The organism is Streptomyces sp. NPDC040622, assembly GCF_055593965.1.
The window spans coordinates 109,801-136,789 of record NZ_JBVIXD010000008.1 but is presented as its reverse complement, the minus strand read 5'-3'; the positions used below and the strand labels follow the sequence as shown (position 1 = coordinate 136,789).

Annotated in this window: 26 protein-coding genes; 16 read left to right on the top strand and 10 right to left on the bottom strand. The window is 72.8% G+C overall.

Annotation, left to right across the window (positions count from 1 at the left end; genetic code table 11):
* Positions 1–13: 13 nt before the first annotated feature.
* On the top strand, positions 14–1,339 hold the full coding sequence (locus ACZ592_RS23885) for a glutamate-1-semialdehyde 2,1-aminomutase (protein WP_471583646.1): 1,326 nt from the start codon (positions 14–16) through the stop codon (positions 1,337–1,339).
* 60 nt (positions 1,340–1,399) lie between these two features.
* Here ACZ592_RS23885 and ACZ592_RS23880 read toward each other — a convergent pair whose 3' ends face one another.
* Complete coding sequence (locus ACZ592_RS23880; RefSeq protein ID WP_471583645.1) at positions 1,400–2,086, bottom strand: phosphatase PAP2 family protein; 687 nt, start codon at positions 2,084–2,086, stop codon at positions 1,400–1,402.
* Positions 2,087–2,425: 339 nt separating this feature from the next.
* On the opposite strand from ACZ592_RS23880, the gene cobF reads away from it, so the two are divergent.
* On the top strand, positions 2,426–3,226 hold the full coding sequence (gene cobF / locus ACZ592_RS23875; RefSeq protein WP_471583644.1) for a precorrin-6A synthase (deacetylating): 801 nt from the start codon (positions 2,426–2,428) through the stop codon (positions 3,224–3,226).
* A 96-nt stretch (positions 3,227–3,322) separates the two neighbouring features.
* Positions 3,323–3,868 (top strand): cupin domain-containing protein, encoded by a 546-nt coding sequence (locus ACZ592_RS23870; protein WP_471583643.1) that lies wholly within the window; start codon positions 3,323–3,325, stop codon positions 3,866–3,868.
* A gap of 136 nt (positions 3,869–4,004) precedes the next feature.
* On the opposite strand, the gene ACZ592_RS23865 is transcribed toward ACZ592_RS23870, so the two are convergent.
* Positions 4,005–5,954 carry a BTAD domain-containing putative transcriptional regulator gene (locus tag ACZ592_RS23865; RefSeq protein ID WP_471583642.1) on the bottom strand — a complete coding sequence of 650 codons (1,950 nt, stop codon included), beginning with the start codon at positions 5,952–5,954 and terminating at the stop codon, positions 4,005–4,007.
* A gap of 136 nt (positions 5,955–6,090) precedes the next feature.
* Between ACZ592_RS23865 and ACZ592_RS23860 the strand changes: the two genes are divergently transcribed.
* A complete protein-coding gene (locus ACZ592_RS23860; protein ID WP_471583641.1) occupies positions 6,091–6,969 on the top strand; it encodes an alpha/beta fold hydrolase in 879 nt (292 codons plus the stop codon).
* A 51-nt stretch (positions 6,970–7,020) separates the two neighbouring features.
* Here ACZ592_RS23860 and ACZ592_RS23855 read toward each other — a convergent pair whose 3' ends face one another.
* Entirely contained in the window at positions 7,021–8,388 is a 1,368-nt protein-coding gene (locus ACZ592_RS23855; RefSeq protein WP_471583640.1) for a chloride channel protein, read from the bottom strand.
* A 260-nt stretch (positions 8,389–8,648) separates the two neighbouring features.
* Here ACZ592_RS23855 and ligD point away from each other — a divergent pair, with 260 nt between their 5' ends.
* Entirely contained in the window at positions 8,649–9,605 is a 957-nt protein-coding gene (ligD, locus tag ACZ592_RS23850; RefSeq protein WP_471583639.1) for a non-homologous end-joining DNA ligase, read from the top strand.
* 144 nt (positions 9,606–9,749) lie between these two features.
* Positions 9,750–9,941, top strand: a complete 192-nt coding sequence (locus ACZ592_RS23845; protein ID WP_471583638.1) for an antitoxin — start codon at positions 9,750–9,752, stop codon at positions 9,939–9,941.
* 97 nt (positions 9,942–10,038) lie between these two features.
* Here ACZ592_RS23845 and ACZ592_RS23840 read toward each other — a convergent pair whose 3' ends face one another.
* The 4 genes from ACZ592_RS23840 to ACZ592_RS23825 all read right to left on the bottom strand — a co-directional run bounded on the left by ACZ592_RS23840 (position 10,039) and on the right by ACZ592_RS23825 (position 13,323).
* Positions 10,039–10,629, bottom strand: a complete 591-nt coding sequence (locus ACZ592_RS23840; RefSeq protein WP_471583637.1) for a carboxymuconolactone decarboxylase family protein — start codon at positions 10,627–10,629, stop codon at positions 10,039–10,041.
* A gap of 138 nt (positions 10,630–10,767) precedes the next feature.
* Entirely contained in the window at positions 10,768–11,535 is a 768-nt protein-coding gene (locus ACZ592_RS23835; protein ID WP_471583636.1) for an NPP1 family protein, read from the bottom strand.
* A gap of 163 nt (positions 11,536–11,698) precedes the next feature.
* Positions 11,699–12,733: a sulfotransferase gene (locus ACZ592_RS23830; RefSeq protein ID WP_471583635.1), complete on the bottom strand. Its 1,035-nt coding sequence runs from the start codon at positions 12,731–12,733 to the stop codon at positions 11,699–11,701.
* A gap of 116 nt (positions 12,734–12,849) precedes the next feature.
* Positions 12,850–13,323: a MarR family winged helix-turn-helix transcriptional regulator gene (locus ACZ592_RS23825; protein ID WP_471583634.1), complete on the bottom strand. Its 474-nt coding sequence runs from the start codon at positions 13,321–13,323 to the stop codon at positions 12,850–12,852.
* Between the two features lie 102 nt (positions 13,324–13,425).
* Here ACZ592_RS23825 and ACZ592_RS23820 point away from each other — a divergent pair, with 102 nt between their 5' ends.
* From ACZ592_RS23820 to ACZ592_RS23810, 3 genes are all read left to right on the top strand, one after another.
* Positions 13,426–14,955, top strand: a complete 1,530-nt coding sequence (locus ACZ592_RS23820; protein ID WP_471583633.1) for an MFS transporter — start codon at positions 13,426–13,428, stop codon at positions 14,953–14,955.
* A gap of 96 nt (positions 14,956–15,051) precedes the next feature.
* The gene (locus ACZ592_RS23815) at positions 15,052–15,291 is read left to right on the top strand and encodes a hypothetical protein (RefSeq protein WP_471583632.1); all 240 of its coding nucleotides are present in this window, start codon (positions 15,052–15,054) and stop codon (positions 15,289–15,291) included.
* A 3-nt stretch (positions 15,292–15,294) separates the two neighbouring features.
* Positions 15,295–15,603, top strand: coding sequence for an FAD-linked oxidase C-terminal domain-containing protein (locus ACZ592_RS23810; protein WP_471583974.1), 309 nt, complete (start codon positions 15,295–15,297; stop codon positions 15,601–15,603).
* An 83-nt stretch (positions 15,604–15,686) separates the two neighbouring features.
* On the opposite strand, the gene ACZ592_RS23805 is transcribed toward ACZ592_RS23810, so the two are convergent.
* Together ACZ592_RS23805 and ACZ592_RS23800 are read right to left on the bottom strand one after the other, a co-directional pair.
* A complete protein-coding gene (locus ACZ592_RS23805; protein ID WP_471583631.1) occupies positions 15,687–16,427 on the bottom strand; it encodes an HNH endonuclease in 741 nt (246 codons plus the stop codon).
* A gap of 264 nt (positions 16,428–16,691) precedes the next feature.
* Positions 16,692–17,045, bottom strand: a complete 354-nt coding sequence (locus ACZ592_RS23800) for an ANTAR domain-containing protein (protein ID WP_471583630.1) — start codon at positions 17,043–17,045, stop codon at positions 16,692–16,694.
* A gap of 352 nt (positions 17,046–17,397) precedes the next feature.
* Here ACZ592_RS23800 and ACZ592_RS23795 point away from each other — a divergent pair, with 352 nt between their 5' ends.
* The 7 genes from ACZ592_RS23795 to ACZ592_RS23765 all read left to right on the top strand — a co-directional run bounded on the left by ACZ592_RS23795 (position 17,398) and on the right by ACZ592_RS23765 (position 26,321).
* Positions 17,398–17,838, top strand: coding sequence for a VOC family protein (locus tag ACZ592_RS23795; RefSeq protein WP_471583629.1), 441 nt, complete (start codon positions 17,398–17,400; stop codon positions 17,836–17,838).
* Between the two features lie 38 nt (positions 17,839–17,876).
* Entirely contained in the window at positions 17,877–18,530 is a 654-nt protein-coding gene (locus ACZ592_RS23790) for a hypothetical protein (RefSeq protein ID WP_471583628.1), read from the top strand.
* A 71-nt stretch (positions 18,531–18,601) separates the two neighbouring features.
* Positions 18,602–19,123, top strand: coding sequence for a 2Fe-2S iron-sulfur cluster-binding protein (locus tag ACZ592_RS23785; RefSeq protein ID WP_471583627.1), 522 nt, complete (start codon positions 18,602–18,604; stop codon positions 19,121–19,123).
* The gene (locus ACZ592_RS23780) at positions 19,120–20,115 is read left to right on the top strand and encodes an FAD binding domain-containing protein (protein WP_471583626.1); all 996 of its coding nucleotides are present in this window, start codon (positions 19,120–19,122) and stop codon (positions 20,113–20,115) included. The genes ACZ592_RS23785 and ACZ592_RS23780 overlap by 4 nt, the downstream gene beginning before the upstream one ends.
* A gap of 49 nt (positions 20,116–20,164) precedes the next feature.
* Entirely contained in the window at positions 20,165–22,306 is a 2,142-nt protein-coding gene (locus ACZ592_RS23775; RefSeq protein ID WP_471583625.1) for a xanthine dehydrogenase family protein molybdopterin-binding subunit, read from the top strand.
* 103 nt (positions 22,307–22,409) lie between these two features.
* A complete protein-coding gene (locus ACZ592_RS23770; RefSeq protein WP_471583624.1) occupies positions 22,410–23,054 on the top strand; it encodes a hypothetical protein in 645 nt (214 codons plus the stop codon).
* A 114-nt stretch (positions 23,055–23,168) separates the two neighbouring features.
* Positions 23,169–26,321, top strand: a complete 3,153-nt coding sequence (locus tag ACZ592_RS23765) for a DUF4132 domain-containing protein (protein ID WP_471583623.1) — start codon at positions 23,169–23,171, stop codon at positions 26,319–26,321.
* On the opposite strand, the gene ACZ592_RS23760 is transcribed toward ACZ592_RS23765, so the two are convergent.
* Positions 26,296–26,934 (bottom strand): HD domain-containing protein, encoded by a 639-nt coding sequence (locus tag ACZ592_RS23760; protein ID WP_471583622.1) that lies wholly within the window; start codon positions 26,932–26,934, stop codon positions 26,296–26,298. The genes ACZ592_RS23765 and ACZ592_RS23760 overlap by 26 nt on opposite strands.
* Positions 26,935–26,989 lie beyond the last annotated feature (55 nt).

Sequence of the window (26,989 nt, the reverse complement as noted above, 5' to 3'; positions counted from 1 at the left end):
AAGTGAGAGGGACGTGGACACCGAAGAATTCCGCCTGCCCCGGTCGCACCTTGCGAACGAGCGACTGCACGAGATGGTCCCCGGGGGCGCACACACCTACGCCAAGGGCGACGACCAGTATCCCGAGAACCTGGCCCCGGTCATCAGCCACGGCCGCGGCGCCCACGTGTGGGACATCGACGGGAACCGCTACATCGAGTACGGCTCGGGACTGCGGTCGGTCAGCCTCGGCCACGCCCACCCCCGCGTCCTGGAGGCGGTGCGGCGGGAACTCGACCGGGGCAGCAACTTCGTGCGGCCCTCCATCGTCGAGGTCGAGGCCGCCGAACGCTTCCTGGCCACGGTGCCGACCGCCGAGATGGTGAAGTTCACCAAGAACGGCTCCGACGCCACCACCGCGGCGGTACGCCTGGCCCGCGCCGTCACCGGGCGCCCGCGGGTGGCCCTCTGCGGCGACCACCCGTTCTTCTCCGTCGACGACTGGTTCATCGGCACCACACCGATGTCGGCGGGCATTCCGGCGGCGACCACCGAGCTCACCGTGGCGTTCCCCTACGGCGACCTGGCCGCCACCGAGGAACTGCTGACCCGGTATCCGGACGAGATCGCCTGCCTGATCCTCGAACCCGCGGGCCATACGGAACCGGCGCCCGGATACCTCGCCGCCCTGCGCGAGTTGGCCGACCGGCACGGCTGCGTGCTGATCTTCGACGAGATGATCACGGGCTTCCGGTGGTCGGAGGCGGGCGCCCAGGGCCTGTACGGCGTCGTCCCCGACCTCTCGACCTTCGGCAAGGCGCTGGGCAACGGGTTCGCCGTGTCCGCGCTGGCCGGGCGCCGCGACCTGATGGAGCGGGGCGGGCTGCGCCACTCCGGGGACCGGGTGTTCCTGCTCTCGACCACGCACGGCGCGGAAACCCACTCCCTGGCCGCCGCGATGGCCGTGCAGACCACCTACGCCGAGGAGGGCGTCACCGCGCGGCTGCACGCCCTCGGCGAGCGGCTGGCGTCCGGTGTCCGCGAGGTGGCGGCGGGCTCGGGCGTCGGCGACCACATCGTCGTCCGGGGGCGCGCCAGCAACTTGGTCTTCGCCACCCTCGACGAGTACGGGCAGCCCTCGCAGGAGTACCGCACGCTGTTCCTGCGCCGGCTCCTCGCGGGCGGGGTGCTCGCCCCGTCGTTCGTGGTGAGCAGTGCGCTCGACGACGCCGACATCGATCGCACGGTCGACGTGGTGGCCCAGGCGTGTGCGGTGTACCGGAAGGCGCTGGACGCCGCCGACCCCACGCCATGGATGGACGGGCGACCGGTGAAGCCGGTGTTCCGCCGCTCGGCGTGAGGCGACGTGCGGGGTGAGTGCCTGAGACGACGTGCGGCGAGCGGCTGAGGTGACGTGACGTCAGTGGTGCTCGTGACGGCCGGCGGCGGTCGCCCGGCCGGTGCGGCGGTCGGCCGTCCGGTCGACCAGCCGTGCGGTCGCCGGCACCACTGCCAGCGCGGTGCACCAGCCGCCGAGGACGTCGGTCGGGTAGTGCGCGCCGAGGGCGACCTGTGCCCACCCCATGGCGGCGCCTGCCACCAGCGCCGCGGCGAGTACGAGCACCGTCCCTGTTGCCCTTCCGAGGCCGAGGCGACCGGTCGCGAGCAGGGCCGCCATGAGGGCGAGCGCGGTGAGGAAAGCGGTGTGCCCGCTGGGATAGGACAGGTTCCCGTCGCCGTGGATGGTCCGGCCCACCAGGTGCTTCATGAGCGTCGCAGCCCCCACCGCCATGACGACACCGGCGACGACGAGCACCGCGGCGCGGGGACGCCGCAGTACCAGGCACCCCGCCACGGCGGCCACGACCAGCAGGGCCGCTCCGGCGGGCTCTCCCCAGAAGTCAGTGGCCAGAGCGACGTTCCGCCACGGCGGGCCCACACTGTCCGCCGTCGGCCGGATGATCCACCGGTCCACCCTGCCGGGCTCGCTGTGGCCGGCGTACAGGACGCCGATCGCGACGACCACCAGTGCGGCGAGCGTGGCGATCAGCCCGAGAGGCGCGCGCAGCGACGGGGGCAGCACCGGCGACTCCGGTCGGCCGGTCACGCGCCCACCGCGCAGCGACCGACGTCCAGCACCACTCCGGCCAGGCGATCCAACGCGAGCCCCCTGTCGTGTCCGACCCACCCTGCCAGGGACGATGACGGCTCCACACTAGCCAACAACCCGGTCCTGGCACACCGAAGTTGGGCAATCGAGGCGTGTGCGCCGAGACCTGGGCGAGGGGCCGTGAAGCCGGACTGCGCCAAGGTGTGGACCCTGCCGGGCGGCAGGACACGTCGCTCCCGTCCAGGCCGGCAGCCTGATCCAGCACTGAGGCGGCGGGGAGTCGGCGGGGGAGTGCGGGGCACCGGGCAGGAGGCGGCCAATGCGAGACTGCGGGGCATGAGCACGGAAGAGCGCACCATCCTCGTCATCGGTATCGGCGCCGGCGACCCCGACCACCTGACGCTGGGCGCCGTGAAGGCGATGCGGCGCGTCGACGTCTTCGTCGTCATCGGCAAGGGCCCCGACAAGTCCTCCCTGACGGATCTGCGCCACCGCATGATCGAGGAGCACGCGCAGGGCCCGTACCGCGTCGTGGAGGTGGACGACCCGAGCCGGGAGCGGCGCCCGATGGACCGCGCCGACTACGCCTCGGCCGTACAGGACTGGCGGACCCGGCGCGCCGACGTCTTCGAGCGGGTGATGCGTGAGGAGATGGAGCCGGAGGAGACCGGGGCCTTCCTCGTGTGGGGCGACCCCTCGCTGTACGACAGCACCCTCGGGATCCTCTCCGACATCGAGGCGCGCGGCGCCTTCTCCATGGCCGTCGAGGTCTTCCCCGGCATCAGCAGTGTCTCCACCCTCGCCGCACGGCACCGCATCCCGCTGAACCAGGTGGGCCGCCCGCTGCACATCACCCCCGCGCGCCGCCTCGGTGACGTGGGGCAGAACGACGACGGAGACATCGTCGTCATGCTGGACGCGCACGAGTCGTTCACCGACGTGGAGGGGGACGACGTCTGGATCTACTGGGGTGCTTACCTCGGTACACCGGACGAGTTGCTGGTCGCGGGGCCGCTGCGCGAAGTGGCCGGCCGCATCCGGCAGATGAGGGCCGAGGCGCGCGCCCGGCACGGCTGGATCATGGACACGTATCTGCTGCGGATCGTGGACGCGGGGCGAGCGGAGCCGGGGGCCTGAGCCGGAGGCCTGAGCTGGAGGTCAGCCCGAGTCCCCCTTGAGGTAAGGGGCGTAGCTTGGCTGCGATCACTACCGTCTACGCAAGGAGTTGATCGCATGAGCGACCTCATTCGTCTGCCGGGTGAGGGACGCAAGCTGGTCACGAAGGCGCAGGAAGTGACCTTCAAGGCCACGGGGGCGCAGGGTTCCTCCGCGTCCATCTTCGAGGTGGTCGTGCCGCCCGGGTTCGACACGGGCGGTCACTTCCACGAGCACTCGGAGGAGTTCTTCTACATCCTGGAAGGCGAGTTGGAGCTGCTGGCCTTCGAGCCGGCCGAGCGTACGGACGACTGGCTCGACTGGGAGTCCGTCGACGGTGACCGGGTCGTGCGGGCGAGCGCGGGCAGCAGCATGTTCGTGCCGCCCAACACCCCGCACGCCTTCAGGAACGCCACGGATCAGCCGGTGCGCATGCTCTTCCAGAGCTCTCCGTCACCCGATCACGAGCTGTATTTCGAGGAGATCGCGGAGATCTGGTCGACCGGCGACTCGGTGGACCCCGAAGCGGTGAAGCGCATGCGCAGCCGCTACGACGTCAAGCAGATCACCCCCATGCGGTTCCAGCCGCCCGTCACGCAGACCGCGGGTGCGGGCAACTCCTGACCCCGGTCGGGTTGTTGGCCCCTCCGTGTCGTCGGGGAGATCCGCCCACGACGGCGGCCGTCGTCGCCGGTCCGCACCTCGGTCGAGGCCGAGGACCGGTGGCGACGGCACGTGTACGCGGGCGGGGGAGCCGTGCTCATCCGGCCGCGGCGCAGGCCTCCGCCTCTGCCAGGTACCGCGCCACCGGGCCCAGGGTCAGCATGCCGCTGGCGGCGCCTGCGTCCTCGGCACGGGCGCCGCGCAGGGCTGTCGCGGCGCGCGCGGCGACCTGAGGGTTGCCGAGGCGTACGGCGGCGCGGGCGGTGAGGCACCACAGGGCCTCCTGCACGTGGTCGTGCGGCGGTTCGGGCACGGTTGCCAGGGCACGGCGGGCGTCGTCGGCGCGGTCGTGGGCAAGCAGCAAGTGGGGCTGCGCCCAAGGCAGGAACGGGCCCCAGTCGAGGTGGGCGTCGGTGGGCGCGGGGCGGTCGTGCAGGAGTCGGAGACCCAGCAGGGCCAGCGGGAAAAGGCCGCGGTGCAGGCCCGGCATGCCGGCACGGGCGAGGGCGTTGTCGGCAGCGCGGTAGCGCGCGGCTGCCGTGGCGGCACCGGGTCCGGCGGGTTCGGTGCTGCGGGCGGCGGTGGCCCGGGCCCTGAACCACGCGGTGAGGACGGGTACGAGGGGCGACTCGGCGGTGACGGCGAGCTGCTCGGCGGCCCGCTCGTGTTCCGTCGCGGCGGCGAGATCGCCGAGGGCCGAGGCGGACTGCAGGCGGACGAGTCGCCCGAGGACGGCGAAGGCCGGCAGATCGTGGTGGGTGGCGAGGTCCAGGATCTCTGCGCCGATCGCGTCCCGCTCCGGTGCGAGCCCGGGGCGCGAGAACGACTGGAGGAAGACGCCGTTGAGGGCGAACGCCAACAGGGCGGGGCTGTCGAGGCCTCGCGCCAGCGCCTCGGCCTCCCGAGCCGCCCGTCGCGCCCGCTCAAGACCGGTGCGCGAGAGGTCGGCGCTGCGGCCCTCGACCGCGACCGTGGCCAACAGCCGGGCACGCAGGTGAGCGGGACCGTCGGCGCCGAGTGCGGCGAGCGTGCGCTCGGCCGCCGCGACGACGGCACGTGACTGCACGGGGTCGTCGGCGCGGCTCCAGAGGGCGGGCACGTCGTAGGCCCCGATGATCCGGGCGGTCAGGGCGACATCGCCCGTGCGCTCCGCCGCCTCGACGGCGAGAAGGCGGTCGCGCCGCGAGTGGACGAGGGCGTCACCGCCCGCCAGGGCGAGGGTGCGGGCCAGGTCCACGGTGGTCCTCGGGCCGAGCTGCCGGCCGAGCCGTGCACCGGGGACCGGGCACGCGCCGGGTGGGCCTTCGAGAGCCGCGGACCGGTTGAGGATGTCCGTCTCCAGGCGCTGGAGCTCGGCACCCGGGTCGAGCCCCAGTTGATCCACCAGCATCGAACGCGCCCGGCGGAGGGTGGCGAGCGCGTCGGCCTGGCGCCCCGCACGGTGGAGCGAGCGGGCGAGCAGCGCCCAGGCCGGCTCGCGCCACGGGTGCTCGGCCACGTGGGCCCCCAGACCGGCGACGAGCTCGGCGCCCTCGCCGCGGTCGAGCAGGTGGCGGGCGTGCAACTCCACCCCCTCCAGCCGCAGCTCCGTCAGCCGGGTCCGCTCGCGCTGCGCCCACGCGGCCTCGGGCACGTCGGCGTACGCGGGCCCGCGCCAGTCCGCGAGCGCCGCGCCCAGGTCGCCCACCGCACCGGGGTCGCGGCGGGCGCGGGCCAGGGTGTCCTGGAACCGGTGGGCGTCCACCGCCGTGCGGGGCAGCCGCAGCGCGTAGCCGGAGCCTTCCGTGACGAGGACGCGTGGCGCGGTACGGGGCGGCCGGTCGGGCTCCACGGCCCGGCGCAGCGCGGCGACGAACGTACGCAGTGCCCCGACGGCGCGGACCGGCGGCTCGGCCCACAGATCCGCGACCAGGGTGTCGGTGGTGACGACCCGTCCCTCGGCGGCGACGAGCCGGCCCAGTACCTCGCGGTGGCGGGGGCCGCCCAGCTCGACGGGGCCGCCGTCGTCACGTACCGCCCGCACGGCACCGAGCACATCGATTCGCATGCCCCCATCCTGCGGGCCGCGCGTCCGCCGTGCCGCACCGTGCTGATCGGCTGCTGATCGGTGGCGTCCACGCTGATCCCGTCAGTCCGCGGCCCCCCCCGGCCCCCGAACCCCGATCAGAGAGAAGAGCCCCTTCATGACGTTCGCCATCACCGGATTCGACCTCGTCCGCCTGCCCGGCACGGACGGTGTGGAGCTGGCCGCCTCGGTCGGCGGCAGCGGCAGCCCCGTCGTACTGCTGCACGGTTTCCCCCAGACCCACCTCATGTGGCGGCACGTCGCCGCCCGGCTCGCCGATGACCACACGGTGATCTGCCCCGACCTGCGCGGCTACGGCGCGAGCGACAAGCCGCCTGCCGCCACTCCCGACGTGTACGCCAAGCGCGCCATGGCCGCCGACGTCGTGGCCCTGGCGGCCGCGCTCGGCCACGAGCGCTTCGCCCTCGTCGGCCACGACCGCGGCGCCTTGGTCGCCTTCCGCGCGGGCCTGGACCACCCCGAGACCGTCACGCACCTCGGCATCCTCGACGTGGTGCCGACGCTCGACATGTGGAACGTCCTGCACGGGGTCTCCGCGGCGGTCGGCTACCACCTCTACCTCATGGCGCAGCCGCCCGGCCTGCCGGAAGAGATGATCGGCCACAGCGCGGACGCGTTCTTCGGCTCGTTCCTCGACGCCTGGGCCGCCGACCCGGCCGCCCTCCCGCAGGAGGTACGCGCCGCGTACCTGCGGGCGAGCGCCGCGGCGGTGCCCTCGATCGTCGCTGACTACCGGGCTTCCGCGGGCATCGACGTCACCCACGACCAGGCGGATCTGGACGCGGGATCCCAACTGGCCATGCCGGTGACGGTCGTCCAGCAGGACTGGGGCGCGCGGCTCGGCTACGACGCGGCCGGGGTGTGGAGGGCATGGGCGCCGGACCTGACCCACCGGCTGACCCGAGCGGGACACTTCATGGCCGAGGAGGCGCCCGACGAGATCACTGGAGCGATCCGGGACCTGCTGGCCCGCTGAGTCCGCCGGCCCCGGGTACGGGCGCACGGCGGTCGCCTCCTCGTACCCGCCTCACCCGGCGGGAGCCACGTCCGCACGCGCCGCGCTCCGGCGGTTCAGCGCCAGCACCGTCAGATGCGCGACGACCGCGGTGATCACGATCAGCGGCATCTGGTCGTGCGCGTCGTCGCCCATCAGCAGCACCGTCAGCACCGCGCTGCACAGCGGCAGCCCCATCACGGCCGTCGACGCGGCGCAGATGCCGAGGGCCAGAGCCGGTGCCGTGCCGAGGCCGGGCAGTCCGGCGCAGGCGAGTGCGGTCGTGGCGCCGAGCAGCAGCGCGGGGAAGATGGGGCCGCCGCGCAGGCTGCCGAGGCTGATGCTCCAGGCGAGGCCCTTGCAGAGCACGAGTGCGAGCAGTGCTGCCACGGACCACGTACCGGGGTGTGCGGCGAGTTCACCGAGGGTGGCCTGCCCGGAGAGCGCGGCCTCCTCCGGTGAACGGTCGGTGAGCAGGGCGTACGCGGTGAGGCAGACGCCGACCGCGAGGGCACAGGCGAAGGTGCGCGCCGCGGTCCGACGGCGGCCGGTCCAGCGCCCGGTCGTGCGGCCCAGGCGCCGGGCCAGGAAGACGCCGCACGCGATGAGTGCGGCGAGCGGGATGCCCCAGAGGAAGTCCCCGGCGTCGGGGTTGGCCCCTGGCGGGACGGCGGGCAGGGCGAGACCTCCGATGGACAGGCCGGTCCACTCGCCGAAGCCGGTGAAGACCAGCGCGCCCGCGGCGCTCGCGATGAGGCAGGGCAGCAGCAGCGCCGCCAGCCGGATGCCGCCGAGTCCCGCGGCCTCGACGACGAGCACGGCGGCGACGAGCGGGCCGCCGAGGATGGTGGAGATCGCGGCCGTGGACCCTGCGGTCGCGACGAGCGCCGTCGTCTGCTCCTGCTGGGCGTCCGCAGTCCGCAAGCGGCGTACCGCGAACATCGCGAGGGCGCTGCCCACCGCCATCAGGGGCGCTTCCGGGCCGAGCACGACGCCGAGCGGGAGGGTGGCGAGCGCGGCCAGGACGACGCCGGGCAGTTCCCGGGGACCGATGGGCGTCCCGCCGAGTCCGTTCACCGGCAGGTGCCCACCGCCTCCCGGCGCGCGGGCGACGATCGGCGCGAGGATGGCTCCCGCGAGCGCAAGGGCGGGCAGGGGCCACCACCAAGGGGCTCGCGCGTAGCCGACGGCTCGGGGGAGGGACCGCCACACCTCGTGCTGGAGCCAGTGCTGCAGCCCCACGAAGAAGAAGCAGGCCAGCGCGATGGGCACCCCGAGGCACAGAGAGATCAGCAGCACTCGCAGGTAGGGGCGGCTGAGCAGGACCTGGTGCGGGGCCGGTGGCGCTTCCTTCGTCTCCGTGGCCGTGGGCGCGGACTCCGGGCCTTCGGCGGCGCTCATCGGCGGCCCGCTCGTCCGGCGCGACGGGCACCGGCCGGCCTGCCCCGCAGCTCGTTCGTGGCGAACCTGGCGCGCACAGCCGCGACCCCTGAGACACCCATGACACCCATGCCGCCCATCCAAGGGCGCGCCGGTGCGACGTGCGCGCGGCGGTGGGCTGAACGGGGACGGCCGGTCGTGGAGCGGCAGCCGTTGGACCGGGCGGGCGACATGTCGGCCGGTCCGGCATGAGCGCCCGCCCGGGGGGTGAGGGCTGGAGCATGGCCGTCTTGCCGCGGATCGCCCCCATGCTCGCCACGTCCGGCTCCCTCCCACGGGAGCGGGACGAAGCGCTGTGGGGCGTGGAGACGAAGTACGACGGCCAACGCGCGATCGTCTACCTGGCCGGAGACGGATCGCTGGTGCTCAGGTCCCGCGCCGGAAACGACATCACCGCCGCCTACCCGGAGCTGCACGCCCTCGCCGGGAGCGTCGCCGGACCCGCGGTGCTGGACGGCGAGATCGTCGTCCTCGACGAGCGGGGCCGCCCGGACTTCGAACGCCTGCAGCCCCGGATGGGCCTGTCGACCGCACGGGCCCGCGCCGCCCGCAGCGCCGCCCACGACCCCGTCCACCTGGTCCTGTTCGACGTCATGTTCCTGGACGGACAGTCCCTGACCCGCCAGTCCTACGCCGAGCGCCGACGGCACCTCGAACGGCTGGTGAAACCCTCCCCGCGCTGGTCCGTGCCGGTTTCACTGCCGGGCCACGCCCGCGAGGCGCTGGAGTCCACCCGGACCCACGGCTTGGAGGGAGTGATCCTCAAGCGCCTGGACTCGGTGTACGAGGAGGGCGTGCGCTCCCGCGCCTGGATCAAGGTCAGGAACGCCCATACGGTGGACGCCGTCATCGGCGGCTGGGTCCCGGTCCGCAGGCAGGCCCAGGGGCCGCCCGGGGCGCTCCTCATGGGTGAGTTCCGGGACGGCGTACTGCACTACGCCGGCAGCGTGGGCACGGGCTGGAACGAGCGGGAGAGGGCCGACCTGGCCGAGCTCCTGGCCGTCGCCGCCGTCGACACCTGCCCCTTCGGCTTGCCGCCGGACGTGCCCGGTGCCCGGTGGGTGCTGCCGCGCCTCGTCGCCGAGATCAGCTACACCACCCGCACCCGGGCCGGGCGGCTGCGGCACCCGGTGTGGCACCGGCTGCGGCCGGACCTGGCGCCCGAGGGCCACGGCTGACGGTGACGGCGGGACGGAAGTTCAGGGGACGCAGGCCCCGCACCGCAGGCTCGTTCGTGTGTTCGAGTGTGATCGCTCCCGGATGCGGATCTCGCGTGGTGCCCCGAGGCTGGTGAGAGGGAGCGATGGAGAGGTAGGTGCCCCATGTCCGTCATGGACAAGCTCAAGCAGATGCTCAAGGGCCACGAGGACAAGGCCGGTCAGGGAATCGACAAGGCGGGTGATTTCGTCGACGGCAAGACGCAGGGGAAGTACTCCGGTCAGGTCGACACCGCCCAGGACAAGCTCAAGCAGCAGTTCGGCTCGGACGGGCAGCAGGATCCCCCCAAGAGCTAGGGGAGAGGTCGGCCGATCCGGCTGACGCAGAGGCCCCGTTCCTCCGTGCGCAACGGAGTGGCGGGGCCTTGCCGGCTCCCCGGCCGGGCCGGCGGGCTCACCGGGTGGCGCCGTCCGCCGTGGGCGGACGGATGTCGTGGAACCGCGGTGCGCCGGGTTCCGGTGTGATGCGGGTGGCGCGGGCGGTGAAGCTGATGGCGTGGTACCAGCCGCACAGCATGAACAGATCGAGCAGTTGCTGAGGGGTGAACTCCGCGCCGAGCCGGTCCCAGAGGCCGTCGTCGATGTCGTGGCCGGTGTGCAGGGCGTCCGTGGCGTCGAGGAGCAGCCGGTCGCGCCCGGCCGTCCAGCAGGGGTCCGCGCTCGTGCCGAAGGTCAGTGACTCCACCTGGCCGGTGGTGAGTTCGGCGCGCTCCGCGAACCGGGCGACGTGCACACCCCATTCGTACTCGCAGCCGCACAGCGCGCAGGTGCGGTCGATGACGATCTCGCGCTCGCGCAGGCCGAGGCTGAGCCGGCGGCTGAGCTGGTAGGAGCCCCACCCGTGCAGCGCCTCGGCGAGCTGCTGATGGTTCGCGAACAGGCGGAACAGTGCGATGGGTGTCTCGCCGTTCGGCATCATCCGCCCCAGTACGGACGCGGCTTCGGGCGGGTAGGGCGCCTCCAGCGGCGGTATCCGTTCGGGCACGAGGGCCTCCGGTGCTTCGATTTCCGAATCGATGCCGCGAGAGTAGTGCTTCTGAAATCGAAGCGCCAGCTGTACGGGAGGGTGGGGTCGGCCGGGCGGGCCCCGCACGCGACGCCCGCCCGGACCGTCCCGTGGCCGTCAGGCGTTGACGTCGAACGGCACGCCGGACGGCAGTGCGGCGGCCAGGTGGCTGGGGAAACTGGCGTCCTTCAGGCCGAAGTTGGCGCTGCCGAAGTCGTAGGCGGTCAACTTGTCGCGCAGGCCCGCCGGATAGCCGTTCCAGCCGACGAGGGCCGGGAACTGCCAGGCGCCGCGGTGGTTCTCCGGCGGCTCGTCGTTCGCGGTCGCGGGGCGGAAGCAGTGAGTGCCGATGCCGTCCTTGTGGTAGACGACCTTCGGGTGGGTGCCGTCCCAGCGGATCTGGTCGCGGGGGTAGATCTTGAAGCTGCCGTGGGCCGAGGTGGCGACGTACTCGGCGCGGCCGTCCTTCACCCACACCGCGACGTGCTCCCAGTCGTGCCGGTGGCCGCCGAGCCCGCTGCCGGCCACGGCCTGGTCCTTCTCGAAGTAGAGGCCGTAGAGGACGGCGCACCAGCCGTTGTTGCACTTGGAACGGGCGTAGCCGTTGGTGTTGCCGAGATCGCTCGCGTCGTGGCACTGGCCGTTGACGGCGCCGCTCGGCTTGAGGCCGCCGTTGACGGTTCCATCGGGGCCGATGGCGGGGCTCGGGTAACAGCCATCGCCGTCGTAGTCGTACGCGGGCTGGAACGTCTGCTCGGTGCCGTCGGCGTGGGCGGGCAGGAACGGCGGCGGATCGGCGACGGCCGATCCGGCAAAGGCGACCACCAGGGCGAGGGCGCCGCCGACGGACAAGGACGTTCTGCGAATGGCTCTGCTCGGCTTCACTTCGGTCTCCTGCGTCACATGGGGGGCACGACAGATTTGTCATGCCCGCACCATCCCCGGGCCACGCGCACGGGCAACACGCGGGAACGCGAGGGGAATTGCGGAGGTGGATGTCACCGAAGGATCGAGGCCGCCCGTCCGACGAGCCGTCGCGCTCGGGCCGCTAGTTCGGCTGCCCCTCCAGTGCCCGGGTGCCCGCGGCGCAGCTGTCCCTCAGGTCGTCGAGATCGGCTGCCGACAGGTGCTTGCGGGCGGAGCCGCGGCGACCGCCGTCGAGGCGGGCGCACGCGCCGTCCAGCCACCGCGGGGAAGGGTCGACCCCGACGAACGCGGCGAGGCGGGCGAGTTCCTCCCGGGGTGCGTCGAGCAGGTTCTCGTAGGCGAGTGTCATGCGCTGGTCGGCGGGCAGGCCATCGATGAACCGAGTGCCCTGCACGATCAGTTCGGACCACAGGTCGCCGAACCGGCGCAGGGGGAATTCCCGGTCCCGTACGAGGGCGGCGTCGAAGGTGTCGCCGAGCAGCGGCGCCAGGTGCGGAGGCAGGGACCGCACCTGTTCCTCCGTCAGGTCGCCGAAGCTGTCGACGCCCGTCCGTTCCCTGATCTCGCGCAGCAGGGTGATCGTGCGGTATCCGGGGTGGCGGCTCATCGACAGGGCGCAGTCCGGACCGTCCCGGAAGAGGTGCACGAACTTCGCGTACGGGAAGGTGGCCAGGAGTCCCGGCGCCCAGCCGGTCGAGTAGCCGGAGCGTTCCACCACGGCGGTACGGCCGAACCGTGCGCCGAACCAGGCGAAGAGCGCCTCGTGGTGCTGGGCCGCGGTGCGGTCGGGCCAGTCGAGGACCGCCGCACGGATCTCGTCGAGCAGGCCGTCGGGGTCGTCGGTGAGGTGGGGCAGCACCATGAGCGAGAGTGCGGGGATGCCGTCGGTCTCCGCCCGGTACCGCCCCGGGCCGCGGGTGTAGAGGAACTCCGGCATCAGCACCCCGCTGCGGATCATGCTCGCGAAGTAGGGGGTGGGCCGGAACAGGGCCTCCCAGAACTCCGCGCCCGACACGCGGCCTTCGGGGAAGGCCGCGTCGCCGACCGACGCCATGTACTCGTTGAGGCTGAGCACGTCGGGGTGGGAGTTGAGGATGCGGGACAGCGCGGTGGAGCCGCTGCGGCCCGTACCGATGACGAAGGTCAAGCTGCGCAAGGTCTCTCCGGTGGCGCGGGGCGGGTGTTCCGGGGCACTGAGCACCTCAGCACACCCGCGCCGGGTGCACCAGGTCGCACGCGCGGAGGTGTCGTCGTGTCCGTGATGGGTGGTGTCTAGTCCGAGAGGTGGGCGTCCATGGCGGAGTTGAGATCGGCCATGAACGCTTCGAACTGTTCCAGGAGCTGCGGCGGGTAGTGCGCCATCGCGGCGTCGAGGCGGTGCGCGAGCGGGCCGAAGAACTCGTCCGCCCGTTCCTGGATGTGGCCGCCGCTGCGCAGTGTGATGACGCGTCGGTCGGCGTGTTCGCGCACGCGGGTGATGTGCCCCGCCGCTTCGAGGCGGTTCAGCAGCGCGGTGGTGGCTCCCGTGGACAGGGGGATGCGCTCGCTCAGCCGCGCCGGTGACAGGGGAGTGCCGCGTTCCTCGGCGGCGGCGATCTCCAGTACCGCGGTCGCGTCGGTGGAGTGCAGGCCGAGCCAGGCGGCGAAGCGGCGGCTGAGTTCGGCGTAGTGGCCGCCGTAGGCCCTCAGCGATTCCATCAGCCGCTCACGCTGCTCCGCGAGGCCGTCGCGCATCGCTTCCTCCATGCGGATCCCTCTGTCTTTCTCTGCTGGTGTGCGGCCCCCACGGTCACCGCGCTTTGACAACCTACCGCCACCACTTTACCTTCACGGTGGAATTACTTCACGATGGAGGTATCTGGCGTGCGTGACCCGTCCCCCACCCCTGACGAGACGACCGGGCCCTACCGATGGCGATGGCTGATCCTGGCGGTGATGATCGTCGCGGAGATCATGGATCTCCTGGACGCCTCGATCGTCAACGTGGCCGGACCGGATTTGGAGAAGTCCCTTGGCGCCGGTTCCGTCGGCCTGCAGTGGGTGATCGGCGGCTACGCCCTCACCCTGGGTGCCGGGCTCGTGCTCGGCGGCCGGCTCGGCGACCGCCACGGGCGGCGCCGGATGTTCCTCTTCGGTCTGGCGGCCTTCACCGCGAGCTCGCTGCTGTGCGCGACCGCGCCGAACATCGAGGCGCTGATCGCCTTCCGGCTGCTCCAGGGCGCCGCCGGAGCGATGCTGCTGCCCCAGGGCCTTGGCCTGCTGCGGGAGAACTTCTCCGGGCCCGAACTCACCAAGGTCTTCGCGGTCTTCGGCCCCGTCCTCGGCCTGGGCGGCATCGTCGGCCCGGTCCTGGGCGGCTTCCTCATCGAGGGCGACTTCTTCGGCCTGGGCTGGCGATCGGTGTTCCTGGTCAACCTGCCCATCGGCCTGGCCGCGCTGATCGTCGCCGCGAAGTTCGTGCCCAAGAGGGCGGGCGACCCCGCGGTACGGGTCGACATGACCGGCGCCGCTCTGGTCGTGATGTCCTGCGCCCTGCTGGTGCTGCCGCTCAACCAGGGGCAGGAGAACGGCTGGCCGCTGTGGACGTGGCTGTCCATGGCCGCCTCGGCGGTCGGCTTCACCCTCTTCGCCCTCCAGCAGCGCCGCACGGCCGCCGCGGGCCGCGAGCCGCTCGTGACCCCGGGCCTGCTGCGCAAGCCGGCCTTCACCGTCGGGCTCGGCGGCATCGCCCTGTTCTTCGGCGGGCTCATCGGCACCCAGCTCGTGCTGACCCTGTTCCTCCAGATCGGCCGGCACTTCACCGCGGGTGACGCGGGCCTCGGCAACCTGCCCCTCGCGGTGGGAACTGCGATCGGTGGCGCGATCAGCGGCGCGTTCCTCGCCGACAGGATCGGCCGCAAGGTGCTCCAGATCGGACCGCTGGTCCAGCTGGCCGGCGCGGTCGTGCTGTGGTTCGAGCTCGACGGCCTGGATGCCGCCTCGTTCTCGATCTGGGACATCGTGCCCGGCGTGGCGGTGGCGGGCATCGGCGCGGGCATGGTGATCGCCGCCCTGTTCAGCTTCATCCTGGCCGCGGTCGACGACGACGAGATCGGATCCGCATCCGGTGTCCTGTCGGCGGTCCAGGCGGTCGGCGGCTCCGTCGGTGTCGCGGTCTTCGGCTCGGTGTTCTTCGCCCGGGCCGAGAGCGGCGACTTCACCGGCGGCTTCCACCGCGCACTGATCGTCCAGGCGTGCCTGCTGGTGGTCTTCCTCGCGATCACCTTCCTGCTGCCCAAGAAGGGCCGTCCGGAGGAGGAGCAGCACGGCACGAGCCGGCACGGCATCCCCGAGCCCGCCGCCGACGCCTCAGGCACCGGGCGGCACCTCACCGTGTGAGGCCGTGATCACCCGGCAAGAGCGCTGGGGCGACCGCGGATCGTCACCGGATACGGGTGGCGGAGACACGTAGCCCGGTCCGGCGAGCAGGCCCCCGTGGGAGTCGGGCACCGACCCGGCGGGCCGAGCAGATGGTCGACTGCTGCCGGGGGGGCGGGTGCCGGCTGGGCGGAGCGCTCCACCGGCCGGCACGAGGCCGACGCCCTGTTCGAGGCGCGCCGGCTCGCCCACCCCGTGCTGGAACGCCCGGGCCCGGTCCTGAGGGAGGACGTCCGCGTGCTGAAGGAACACATCCCGGAGACGCTCGGAAGGATCGAGCGGGCCGCGGACCGGTAAGACATCCTCATCACCGACATCACCGGTATAACCGACATCGCGCACGGTCGGGGACGGGAACCCGCGCCCGCTGCTGCTCACAGAGCCCGGCGACGACGCCGCGCGCACCCGGGCCCGGGCCGCCTTCGCCGACATCATCGCGGACGCGATCGCGCTGGGGACGGCAAGGGCACCGGGAAACACGGCGTGGGCCTCCGGAAACGGCCAAGCCTCGCCGCCGAGATCACTCCGGAGGTCATGGCGATGCACCGCGCGGCGAAGCCGGCCCTTGACTCGTACGGGGTGCCGAACCCGAGCAGGATCCTCTGCTGACCGTGCCCCGCGCGATTGCGGTCCCCGAGCGATCGCCGCCCCGCGTGCTCGCCGGCCCCGCCGTCCCGCCGCAGGCGCCGGGGTCAGGTGGTCCGTGCGTCCTCCGGAGCCGTCGTGTACTCGACCTCCTGGCGGCCGCAGCCCTCGGCGAGCCCCTTCAGTGCGGCGACCTCCGTCTTGTCCGCGGTCAGCCCCCAACGCAGCTTGGTGGCCGTCCAGTCGGCCGCGTAGGTGCAGCGGGCGTCGGCGAGCGGGGGCAGCCACTGCGCCGGATCCTGGGCGGCCTTGGCCCGGTGGACCTCGGTGGTGACCGCGGCCAGGCTGCCTTCGGCGTCGAGGTCGCCGGCGAAGGCGTCGTGGCGGGCGGCACTCCACCGCGACGCCCCCGAGTCCCAGGCCTCGGCCGCGGGGACCATGGAGTCGACGGCGATGCCGGCGGGGTTCGTGCGCGTCTCGCCGTCGTAGTACGAGAACCACGTGCCCCTGGCGACCTTGCACCGGCCCACGACGACCGGCTCGGTACGGGACTCGCTGATGAGCACCTTGGCGCGGGTGCCGCACCGCTCGTGTTCGGCGCCCACCCGGTGCCCGGAACCCCTGCGTTCGTGGCCTTCGTGCGCCTCCGCCGCGAGCGGCAGGGCGTCGACGGCGGCGGCCAGGGAGAGGCGGTGCGGGCCGGGCTCGGCGGAGGTGGAGTGGGCGGGCGCGGCGGCGAGGGCCGGCAGGGCGAGGAGGGGGACTGCGGCGAGGGCGCGCAGCGAGGTCTTGAGCATGCTGTGGTGATAGCCGTCGCCGGACGGCAGCCGCAGAGAAAGCGGGGTCACGTCACCCGTGCGGGCGGATCAGTCATACCGGAGAGGCCGCGGGAGCTTGCGGGAGAGGCCGCGGGAGCGAATTGCGTACCCGCACGGCGGTCACGGTTTCAGCCCCATGATCCGGGCAACCCGGCACGGAGCGAGCAACCGAGCCTTCCCGGGAGGGTTCGGCAGTGAGCTCGCCTCGCGCCCCCTCGCCGAGTGGCGAGGGGGCGCGACAAGCGCAGGCAGAACATGCGGGTTATGTGTGGCCGATGACGTCCGGCGGTGACGTCAGGCGGGCGGGGGCTCGGGTTCGGCGCACTGGCTCCTGCTGCGCTGGAGCGTCAGGCGCCGTTCGAGCTCGCGGCCTATCTCGGTGGGCAGGGCCCGTGTGCAGCCCCAGTCGATCAGCGTCTCGGCCACGTCGCGGAGCTTGGTGTTGGTGTTCATGGAGACATCGCGCAGTACGTCCCAGGCCTCGTCAGGGGTGATCTGTCCGACGCCGACGAGGATCCCGATCGCTTGGTCCACCGTCGCGTGAGAGTGGACAGCCTGCCTGAGTTGGGCGACCTCTTCCCTCAGATCGGCGACCGTGCTGTCCGCACCGGTCGCCTCCTCTGCGTCTCGCCGGCTGTCGTCGGTCAATCGGGCCTCCTGCGCGGGAGATGCGGATGGTTCTCACTGTTGCTGCCCCCGCACCGCCGCACAATGCCCCAAGGGGTTCGGTCACGGCAACCCGCGGACCTGTCGGGCGTAGACGGCCGCGTACGGTCCGGGTCAGCACCCGGCCGCGTCGCCGTGGACGCCAGGCTTAGGAGCCCGGCCGTGGCACGGTCGGTGCCACCCGTCCTTTCCGGACTTGCGGTGGTGCTGGGACGCGGCCCAGATTTTTCTGGGTTTCAGTGGTCCGAGGATGTCGAGAACGTGCCACCGGCTCCGTCCCAGGGCCATCAGCGGCCACCACCGGCCGCACGAGGAAGAAGAAGGAGAAGCCAGCATGGCGATTCAGCGGATGGACAATGTCGGCATCGTCGTCGAGGACATGGACGCCGCCGTCGCGTTCTTCGTGGAACTCGGAATGGAGCTGGAGGGCACGGCGCAGGTCGAGGGCCTCGTCGCCGACCAGTGCACCGGACTCGACGGCGTCCGCTGCGACATCGCGATGGTGCGGACCCCGGACGGTCACAGCAGGCTCGAACTGGCGAAGTACCGCAGCCCCGAGGCGATCAGCTCCGGGCCGCGCAACAAGCCGCACAACATTCTGGGCACGCACCGCGTCATGTTCGCCGTCGACGACCTCGAGGACACGGTTGCCCGCCTGCGCCTTCACGGCGCCGAAGTCCTCGGCGAGATCGCCCGCTTCGAGGACAGCTATCTGCTCTGCTACGTCCGCGGCCCGGAGGGCATCATCGTCGGACTGGCCGAGCAACTGGACTGAGAAGCGGTCCACCGACGACCAGGGAGCTGAGGAGAACGATGAGGACCGCGCACCGCATGCGCTTCGAGGGGTGGATCGCGGGCCTCGGCACCTCCGCCGGCGTGCGCCTGGTCGTCGGTTACTGGCCGGAGTCCCCTCTGGGCCCCTTCGCCGACGTCATGGCGGAGCGGGCCGACGGACGGCGCGTGCTGCTCGCGCCGTCCGAGCGCGTGGCGGAGTTCGTCGCCGCGACGTACCGCTTCGACGAGGTCGTCATCTGCCCCGTCGCCGTCGTCCCCGCCCGCGAGCGGTGGACCGTGACGGCGGGACCGCTGCGGCTCGCCTTCCGGCCGGGCCGGCCCACCGTCCTCGGACGGCTGCTGCGGACGGTCCCGGGCCGCCTTGCGAGCAGTCCCGGCTGGGCCGCGCTGTGCGACGTACCGGCCCGCCTGCTGATGCCCGGCGTGCGGACCCGCGGCAGCGCGGGCGCGGGACGCCGCGAGTGGTACGCGGCCCGGGACCTGCGCGTCATCACCGAGGCCCGCGCCACCTGGGACGGCCAGGACCTGGGGGCGCTGACCGCCGTGGATCCTCCGGTCCGCTTCGGCTTCGGTTCCGTGCCCCGCGAGCCCTCGCTGACCCGCGTGATCACCACGGTGGAACTGCCGGACGACGAGCCGCCCGGCACCTCTCCCGCATGCCGGAACGCCTGATCTGACTCAGGCTGGTGACGCGGCGACGCAGCACACCCGCGCCCACGTCCGACCCGAGGGAGCCAACCGCCATGAGAGCCGATCCGTATCACTCGGAGCTGTCCTTGACGGTGAACGGCACCGACCACCGCCTCACCGTCGACCACCGCACCACGCTCCTGGACGTGCTGCGCGAAGGACTCGGCCTCACGGGGGCGAAGAAGGGCTGCGACCACGGACAGTGCGGAGCCTGCACCGTGCTGGTCGACGGCCGCCGCGTGAACGGCTGTCTGCTCCTGGCCGTCGCCCACCAGGGCGCCGACGTCACCACGGTGGAGGGCCTGCACGATCCGGACGGCGGGGGACCGCACCCCCTCCAGCGGGCCTTCCTGGAGCGTGACGCCTTCCAGTGCGGCTACTGCACCCCGGGCCAGCTCTGCTCTGCCGTCGGCGCCCTGGCCGAAGCCGAGGCCGGGCGGGCCTCCCACGTCACACCACCGGGCGAACCCGTCGAACTGACCGGCGACGAGATCCGGGAACGGCTCAGCGGCAACCTGTGCCGCTGCGGCGCCTACCCGCACATCGTCCAGGCCGTAGAGGACGTGGCCCGGTGAAGCCCTTCGCATACGTCCGCGCCCGCAGCGTCGAGGAGGCGCTGGCCGCACACGCCGAGCGGCCCGGCTCCCGCTACCTGGGCGGCGGCACCAACCTCGTCGACCTGATGAAGCTCGGCGTGGCCCGGCCCAGCGCACTGATCGACGTCAGCGCGCTGCCCCTGGACACGGTCGAGGAGCTCCCCGACGGCAGCGTCCGCGCCGGCGCGACGGTGCGCAACAGCGACCTCGCCGCCCACCCCCTCGTACGGGACCGCCATCCCGTCCTGGCGCAGGCACTGCTCTCCGGCGCCTCGGGGCAGCTGCGCAACGTGGCCACCACGGCCGGCAACCTCCTCCAGCGCACCCGCTGCCCCTACTTCCAGGACCTCGGCAAACCGTGCAACAAACGGGAACCCGGCACCGGCTGCGCGGCGCGCGAAGGGGTCCACCGCGACCACGCGGTCCTCGGCCACTCACCGCAGTGCATCGCCACCCACCCCTCCGACATGGCCGTCGCCCTCGCCGCGCTCGACGCACGGGTGGAGCTCACCGGCCCGCAGGGCCGGCGTACCGTACCCGCCGCCGAATTCCACCGGCTGCCGGGGGACCGGCCCGACCTGGACACCGAGATCGCGCCCGGTGAACTGATCACCGGCGTCCTGCTCCCCCCGCACTCCGAGGGGCGGCGCTCCGCCTACCGCAAGGCCCGCGACCGGGCCTCGTACGCCTTCGCGCTCGCCTCCGTGGCCGTGGTCATCGACGTCGAGGACTCCGTCGTGCGGCACGTCCGGATCGCGTTCGGCGGCCTGGCCCACCGGCCCTGGCGCGCCCTGACCGCCGAACAGGCGCTGACGGGCGGCCCGCCCGGCGACGACGCGTTCGGCGCGGCCGTCGACGCCGAACTGTCCGCCGCCGAACCCCTGCGGGACAACGCGTACAAGACGCGCCTGGCCCGCAACCTCGCGTGCGACGTCCTGCGGCGCCTCGCCGGCCCGCCGCCCCACGCCTGACCCCGCCCGAAGCCGACCCCGCCCCCTCGCGGGACCCAGGGAGAACGCCATGCCGCAGAACGCCCCCTCGCTCGGCGCGCCCGCGGAACGCAGGGAAGGCCCCGACAAGGTGTCCGGGGCCGCACGGTACGCCGCCGAACACACGCCTGAAGGCTGCGCCTACGCCTGGCCCGTCCCGGCAGCGGTGGCACGAGGCAAGGTCACCGGCATCGACGTCGCCCCCGCCCTCGCCGTGCCGGGAGTCGTCCACGTCCTCACCCCCTTCGACGCCCCCCGACTGGCCGAGCCGGACGACGCCACGCTCTTCCTCCTGCAGAATCCGAGCGTGCCGCACCGCGGCTGGTACGTCGCCCTCGTGGTCGCCGACACCCTGGAAGCGGCACGCGAAGGCGCCGCCGCGCTGCCCGTCACCTACGACGAAGAGCCCCACGACGTCACCCTGCGCGCCGACCACCCCGACGCCTACGTACCGGAGGACAGCGACGGCACCTCCGGCGAACACGTCCGCGGCGGTCCCGACGAAGCCTTCGCCGCCGCCCCGGTCGGCGTCGACACGGCCTACCGGGTCCCGCCGCTGCACAACCACCCGATGGAACCGCACGCGGCCACCGCGCGGTGGCACGACGGCCGGCTGACCGTGCACGACTCCAGCCAGGGCGCCACCACGGTCCGCGAGGTCCTCGCCGGAATGTTCGAGCTGCCCGAGGAACGGATCACGGTCGTCTCCGAGCACGTAGGCGGCGGGTTCGGGTCCAAGGGAACGCCCCGCCCGCAGGTCGTGCTCGCCGCGATGGCCGCCCGGGCGACCGGACGGCCGGTGAAACTGGTCCTTCCCCGGCGCCAGTTGGCGACCGTGGTCGGCCACCGCTCCCCGACACTGCACCGGGTGCGGCTCGGCGCGGAGGCGGACGGCACCCTCACCACCGTCATCCACGAAGTGACCGCGTACACCTCCCGCGTCAAGGAGTTCGTCGAGACGGGCGCGGCCGCCACCCGCGTCATGTACGCCTCGCCGCACGCCCGCACCACCCACCGCGCCGTGCCGCTCGACGTCCCCACGCCCTCCTGGATGCGGGCCCCGGGCGAGGCGCCCGGCATGTACGCGCTCGAATCCGCCATGGACGAACTCGCCCAGGCCCTCGACATCGACCCCGTCGAACTGCGCCTGCGCAACGACACCTCCACCGAGCCCGACACCGGCAAACCCTTCAGCAGCCGCCACCTGGCCGAGTGCCTGCGCGAGGGCGCCCGACGGTTCGGCTGGGCCGCGCGCGACCCGCGCCCGCGCTCGTCCGCCGAGGGCGACCTGCTGATCGGCAGCGGAGTCGCCGCCGCCACCTACCCGACGCTCGTCGCGCCGTCCAGGGCGAGCGCCCACGCCCACCCCGACGGCACGTTCGTCGTCCGCGTCAACGCCACCGACATCGGTACGGGCGCCCGTACCGTGCTCGCCCAGGTCGCGGCGGACGCGCTCGGCGTTCCGCTGGACCGCGTACGCACCGAGATCGGCAGCAGTGACCTCCCGTCCGCACCCCTCGCCGGCGGCTCTTCGGGCACCGCGTCCTGGGGCTGGGCCGTCCACGAGGCCTGTACGCGACTGGCCGCGAGCCTGGCAGGACGGGCGGACGGGCACCTTCCCCCGGAAGGGCTGAGCGAGAGCGCCGACACGGCGGGCACCGCCGACGCCGAGGACGACTACGCCCGGCACGCGTTCGGCGCCCACTTCGCCGAGGTCGGCGTCGACAGGGTGACCGGCGAGGTCCGGGTGCGCCGCCTGCTCGGCGTCTACGCGGCGGGCCGGATCCTCAACGCCCGCACCGCGCGCTCGCAGTTCGTGGGGGCGATGACGATGGGGCTCGGCATGGCGCTGACGGAGGGCAGCACCATGGACACGGCCTTCGGGGACTTCCCGGAGAGCGACCTCGCCTCCTACCACGTGCCGGCCCACGCGGACGTGCCCGCGATCGAGGCGCACTGGATCGAGGAGGACGACCCCCACCTCAACCCGATGGGCAGCAAGGGCATCGGCGAGATCGGCATCGTCGGCACGGCCGCCGCGATCGGCAACGCGGTGCACCACGCCACCGGCCACAGGCAGCGCGAGCTCCCGATCACGCCGGATCGTGTCTTGGAGGCTCTGGAGGCTCTGGAGGCTCTGGAGGCTCTGGAGGGCGCGGCGGGAGCGAAGTGACGGCATTCCCCTGCTCAATCCAGTGGATCAGCGGCCCGTCTCCTGCGAACATCAGCTGTTCTGACGGAAGGGGAACAGCCCCACCGGCATGAAGGGGCTGTCCGTGCGCAGAGCCATACCGTTGATGTTCGTCGCCGTGTCGATCGCCGCCACCGTGTCCTGCGGCTCTTCGGAGCCCTCTCAGGATCCTCTCGGAGCGGCGGAGTTGAGCGACGCGTTGCCCACCGCCGACGACCTCCCCGGCTTCACCGCGAAGGCGCAGAGCGGTCCGCTCCTGGAGAAGCAGGACGTCCTGACCGTGGACGAGCCCGCCTGCCGGCCCATCGCCGACATGATGAGCGTGCGCCCGAAGCACCCGCGCGAGGCCGTGGCGTGGGCCACGCTCGACGGGAAGGGTGCGGCGGCGAGCGGCAGTCTGTCGCTGTCCAGCCACGCCCGTGGCGAGGCCGAGAAGTGGATGAGCGAGCTGAAGACCGCCCGCACCGCCTGCGAGGAGTTCACCGCCACCTCCGAGCGGGGCTGGACCTACGGGTTCAGGGTGGATCCGCTGCCCGCGGTCGCCGCGGGCGACGAAGCCGTCTCGTACGTCCTGACCAATACCGAGGCTCCGGAGGGCGGGGGCAACACGGTCAGCGTGGTGCGGACCGGGGGAACGTTCGCCACCTACCTCCTCGAAGGCGAGCGGCACACCGTGAGCGCGCGTGCCGCCGACGAGCAGCACGAAGTCCTGCGGCGCGCGTCCCGGTGAGCGGGCGCACGGGTGGTGCGGGGTGTGTTGTCAGTGGCTCCCGGTAGTTTGTGATCGTCTGCTCGGGCACGTGCGGACACGTACGGGGACTGTTGCACCACGGGGGTACACGCCATGAGTTCGACCACTGTCTGGAGGGCCACCGGCGACTACGAGCTGGCGCTCGACCCCTGGGCCGAGCCGAAGCCGGTGCTCCGCTGCCGCACAGGGGCGGGGCGCGAGCTGAAGAAGGTGCCGGGCGCGCTCAAGTCCGAGCCGCTCGCGCGGGAGTTGACCGCCCTCGCGGACTGGATCGGCGACCATGCGGCCCAGGCGCTGACGCGGGTCGAGCGGTGGATGACGCAATCGTTGCCCGTACCCGCCGTGCTGATCCGGCAGGTGTGGCCCGACCCTTACTGGCGGCGCGCGCTGCGCTACGCGGTGATCGCACCGTACGGCGGCGTGGGCGAGGGAGCGGACGACCGGGCGGGCGAGGCGGAGGCGGGGCGCGCCGGGATCCTCACCGGTGTCGCGCCGGGTCCGGGCGGCGCGTTGCTGGTGACGGGACTCGACGGGGAACGGGAGCTGGACGACGCCGTCGTGGTGATCCCGCATCCCGTGCTGCTCGACCCGCGCGGCACCGGACTGCTCGCACGCTGGCGGCAGTTGCTCGACCCGCTGGGCGGGGAGCAGGGGATCGAGCAACTGCACCGCGCCGTGTACACCCGGCCCGACTGTTCGCCGGCACCGCCGTCACCGACAGCACGGAGCACGGGAAGGGGGATCGGAGCATTCAACGGCGCCACCTACGAATCCGGGGCGCGCTTGGAGGGCCTGGTGACGCGGTTCGGCGGACGCATCGGCGGGGAGCGTGCCGGCTTCACCTTCGGCCACCAAGGACGCAGCTACGACATGGTGGCCGACCTGCGTCATCAAGGCCCCGTGGCCCCCGTGCAGGTGCACGACTTCTGGTTCGCCGACACCAGGGGGCGGCAGGGGACGGGGACGTACGACACGGTGCCCCGGCCCGTCTGGTCCGAGGGCGTCAGAGTGATGGCAGCCCTCTACGACGCACGGGAGCCCGTCCAGAGGAGCGCCTGCCGTCCCCTGCCGGACGGCTCCGCCGACAGCTACCAGTCCTTCCTCGTCGCCTGCGCGGAGCACGCCACCACGGGCGCGCCACAGGCCGAGGCCCCCAGCTACCGGGAGCCCGCCGACGCACGACAGCTCCTCGGCGCGGGTGCCGTGCCGGCCGGCGAGCCCGCGGGCCCGGACGAGGAGCGGCTGGTCGCGCGCCGGTACGGCTCACCGCTGCTCGCGGACGACGAGCGTTTCGTACGACTCGTGGTGGCGCGCGCGGTCGGGGGACAGGACGCCGTGGCGCGGACGCTCGGCCTGGAACCGGACGCGGGCGACGCCGAGCCGGTCGGCAGGGCGGCCGAGCGGCCCCTGGATTTCCTGTCCCGCGTCTGCCGGGCGCATCCAGACCTCGCGCGCCGGGCCGTGGAGCTGCTCGCCCCGTTGCGCAGCTGCGCGAAGACGGCCGACACGAAGCCGGGACGGGCCGCGACCCAACTCCGTGCGAGCCTGCAGAAACTGACCGCACCTCACCCCGAGCTCCTGCCGTACGCCCTGGACGAGGGCGCGCGGATCGTGGCCGCGGCGGGCAGCGTGGCGATGGCCGGGCCGCTCTACGCCGAGGCGAGGGCCGCCGAGAAGCGGCTGGGCGGCATCGACGAGCGCGCTCTGCGGGACCTCGTCTGGGAGTTCCGCGTCCTCGGCGTCGTCGACGCGAAGCTGCTCGGGCAGTACCGGGACGACATCGCCGCCCGCTCGTCGGCGAGCGCCGCGTACGAGACGTACCGCTGGTTCGTCCGCGCCTGGTGCCGCAGGGAGAAGGGGATCCCCATCGCCGTCGTGAGGGAGGCGGTCACGCACTACCGGCAGCGTGACATCCCCGCGTCCTTCGCCGTCGACTTGGCGGAGGGCACGGAGGGCCCCCTGCCCGCCGACGACACCAACACCGAGATCTTCCACCTCCTGCTGCGCAACGGCGGCCTGGCCAAGGCGTCCGCAGCCGTGTGGGAGGCATGGGCGGCGCCTCTGGAACGGGACGTGGCCGAGCATCCCGACACGGCCGAGCACATGCTGGGGCACCTGCCGGAGCCCCGGGGCACCTCGGCCACGGCGAAGACCGGCGCCGCGGAGGCCTGGCTCGCCCTGCTGGCGCGCGTCGGCCTTCTGGAGGGCCTCACCGGCGGAACGGAACCGGTCCGCGCCGACTCGGTGAAGCGCGCGAACGCCTGGCTGACGCGGTTCTTCAGCCGGTACGCGGGACTGCGGCAGCCCGTGGCCGGCCTGGAACCGGTGGTCGCGGCCGTCGCGGCCCGCACGCGCGCGGCGGGCCAGACCCGTGACCCGCTCCTCGGGCTGCAGAGCGAGTCGTTGGGCGGTGACTTCCGGCGCACCGGCACCGACCTCGGGTTGCTCGCCCTCATGAAGCGGGTGGGCATGCCGCTCGGTGAACCGACGGACGCGCAGCGCGTCTGCGCCCTGCAGTGGATCCAGCGCCGGGGGACGGATGGCGTCGAAACCGTCCTGGCCGATCCCGCCTTCCGGGACGAGATCCGCGCCGAACTGACGGAGGACGTACGGGGGAGCCTGGGATACACGGTCACACGGCACCGCCTGACCCCGCTGCCGAAGGTCACCAAGCGGGTGGCCGCACTGGAGCCGCTCCGGGAGCTGATGGCCGAGGTCCTCGACGAGCGGGCGCGGCGGGTGCGGGAAGGCGGCGCGGAGGGGCTGTTCGCCCTCCAGGACCTCCTGCTCCACGTGGAGCCGTTCGTCGTCGCCGGGGCGGCGAAGCACTTCGACGTGTACGTGCGAGAGGCCCTGTCCACCGATCCGGCCCGCCTCCTGGCACAGACGCTGCGCGCCCGCTGCCTCGCCCACGGGCACGACGGCGACACGACAGCCGCGTGCGCTCTGCGCGAGGTCACCGTCGAGCAGGCACGGCAGCTCCTGGAGTCGACGGACGCCGACACGCGGCACCGCCATGCGGGGCAGGCCGCCGTGGAGCCTGCCACCCGCAGGAGCAGATACCTCGCCTATGGACCGGATTCCGCCTTCGCCGATGACATGCTGCCCGTCATCGGGAAGGCGCTGCCCGAGATCACGGACGAAGCCTGCCGTACGCGGGCCCTGGGCGTGGTGCAGGGCGTGCTGTGGTGCCAGATGTGGCTGTCGACACTGCGGGGGTTCACTCGGGCCAGTCGGAGTTCTTGATGACCTCCACGAAATCACCGCGGTGAAAACCGGTGACGTAGTGGGCCAGCACGTCCGCCTTCACGTTGCCGAAGGTGGTCTGCGGTCGGTCCTTGATGCCGTCGGTGAACGCGGCGAGGATCCGGTTCTTGAAGTCCGGGCGGGGGTGGGCCGCGACGACCGCCGCGCGCTGCTCGTCGGAGACGGTGTCGTAGCCGAGGCCCAGGACGTCCAGTTCCACGCCGCGGGTGACCAGAGCCACCTCGGGGGTCATGTGCAGGGGGATCTCGGGGGTGGTGTGCAGGGCTACGGCCGTCCAGACGCGGTCGGCCCGCTCGCCGGTGATGCCGTGCGCGTGCAGGAAGCGGCGGGCCTCGTCGGCGCCGTCGATCTCGAAACGCTGGTCCGTGCGCCGGAACCGTTCGGTGAGCCCCAGATCGTGGAACATCGCCCCCACGTACAGCAGCTCGGAATCGAAGGTCAGGTCTTGTGCCCGGCCGCGCAGCGCCCCGAAGAGGAACACGCGCCGGGAGTGGTCGAAGACCAGCGGCGACGCGGCCTCGCGCACCAGCTCGGTCGCCTCGCGCGCCAGGGTGCTGTCGGGGATCCGCACGCCCGCGATCGTCTCGCTCATGATGTGCGCCTTTCCGTGCTTGCTCGGTGTGTGCCTCCACCGTCGCCCGACGGCG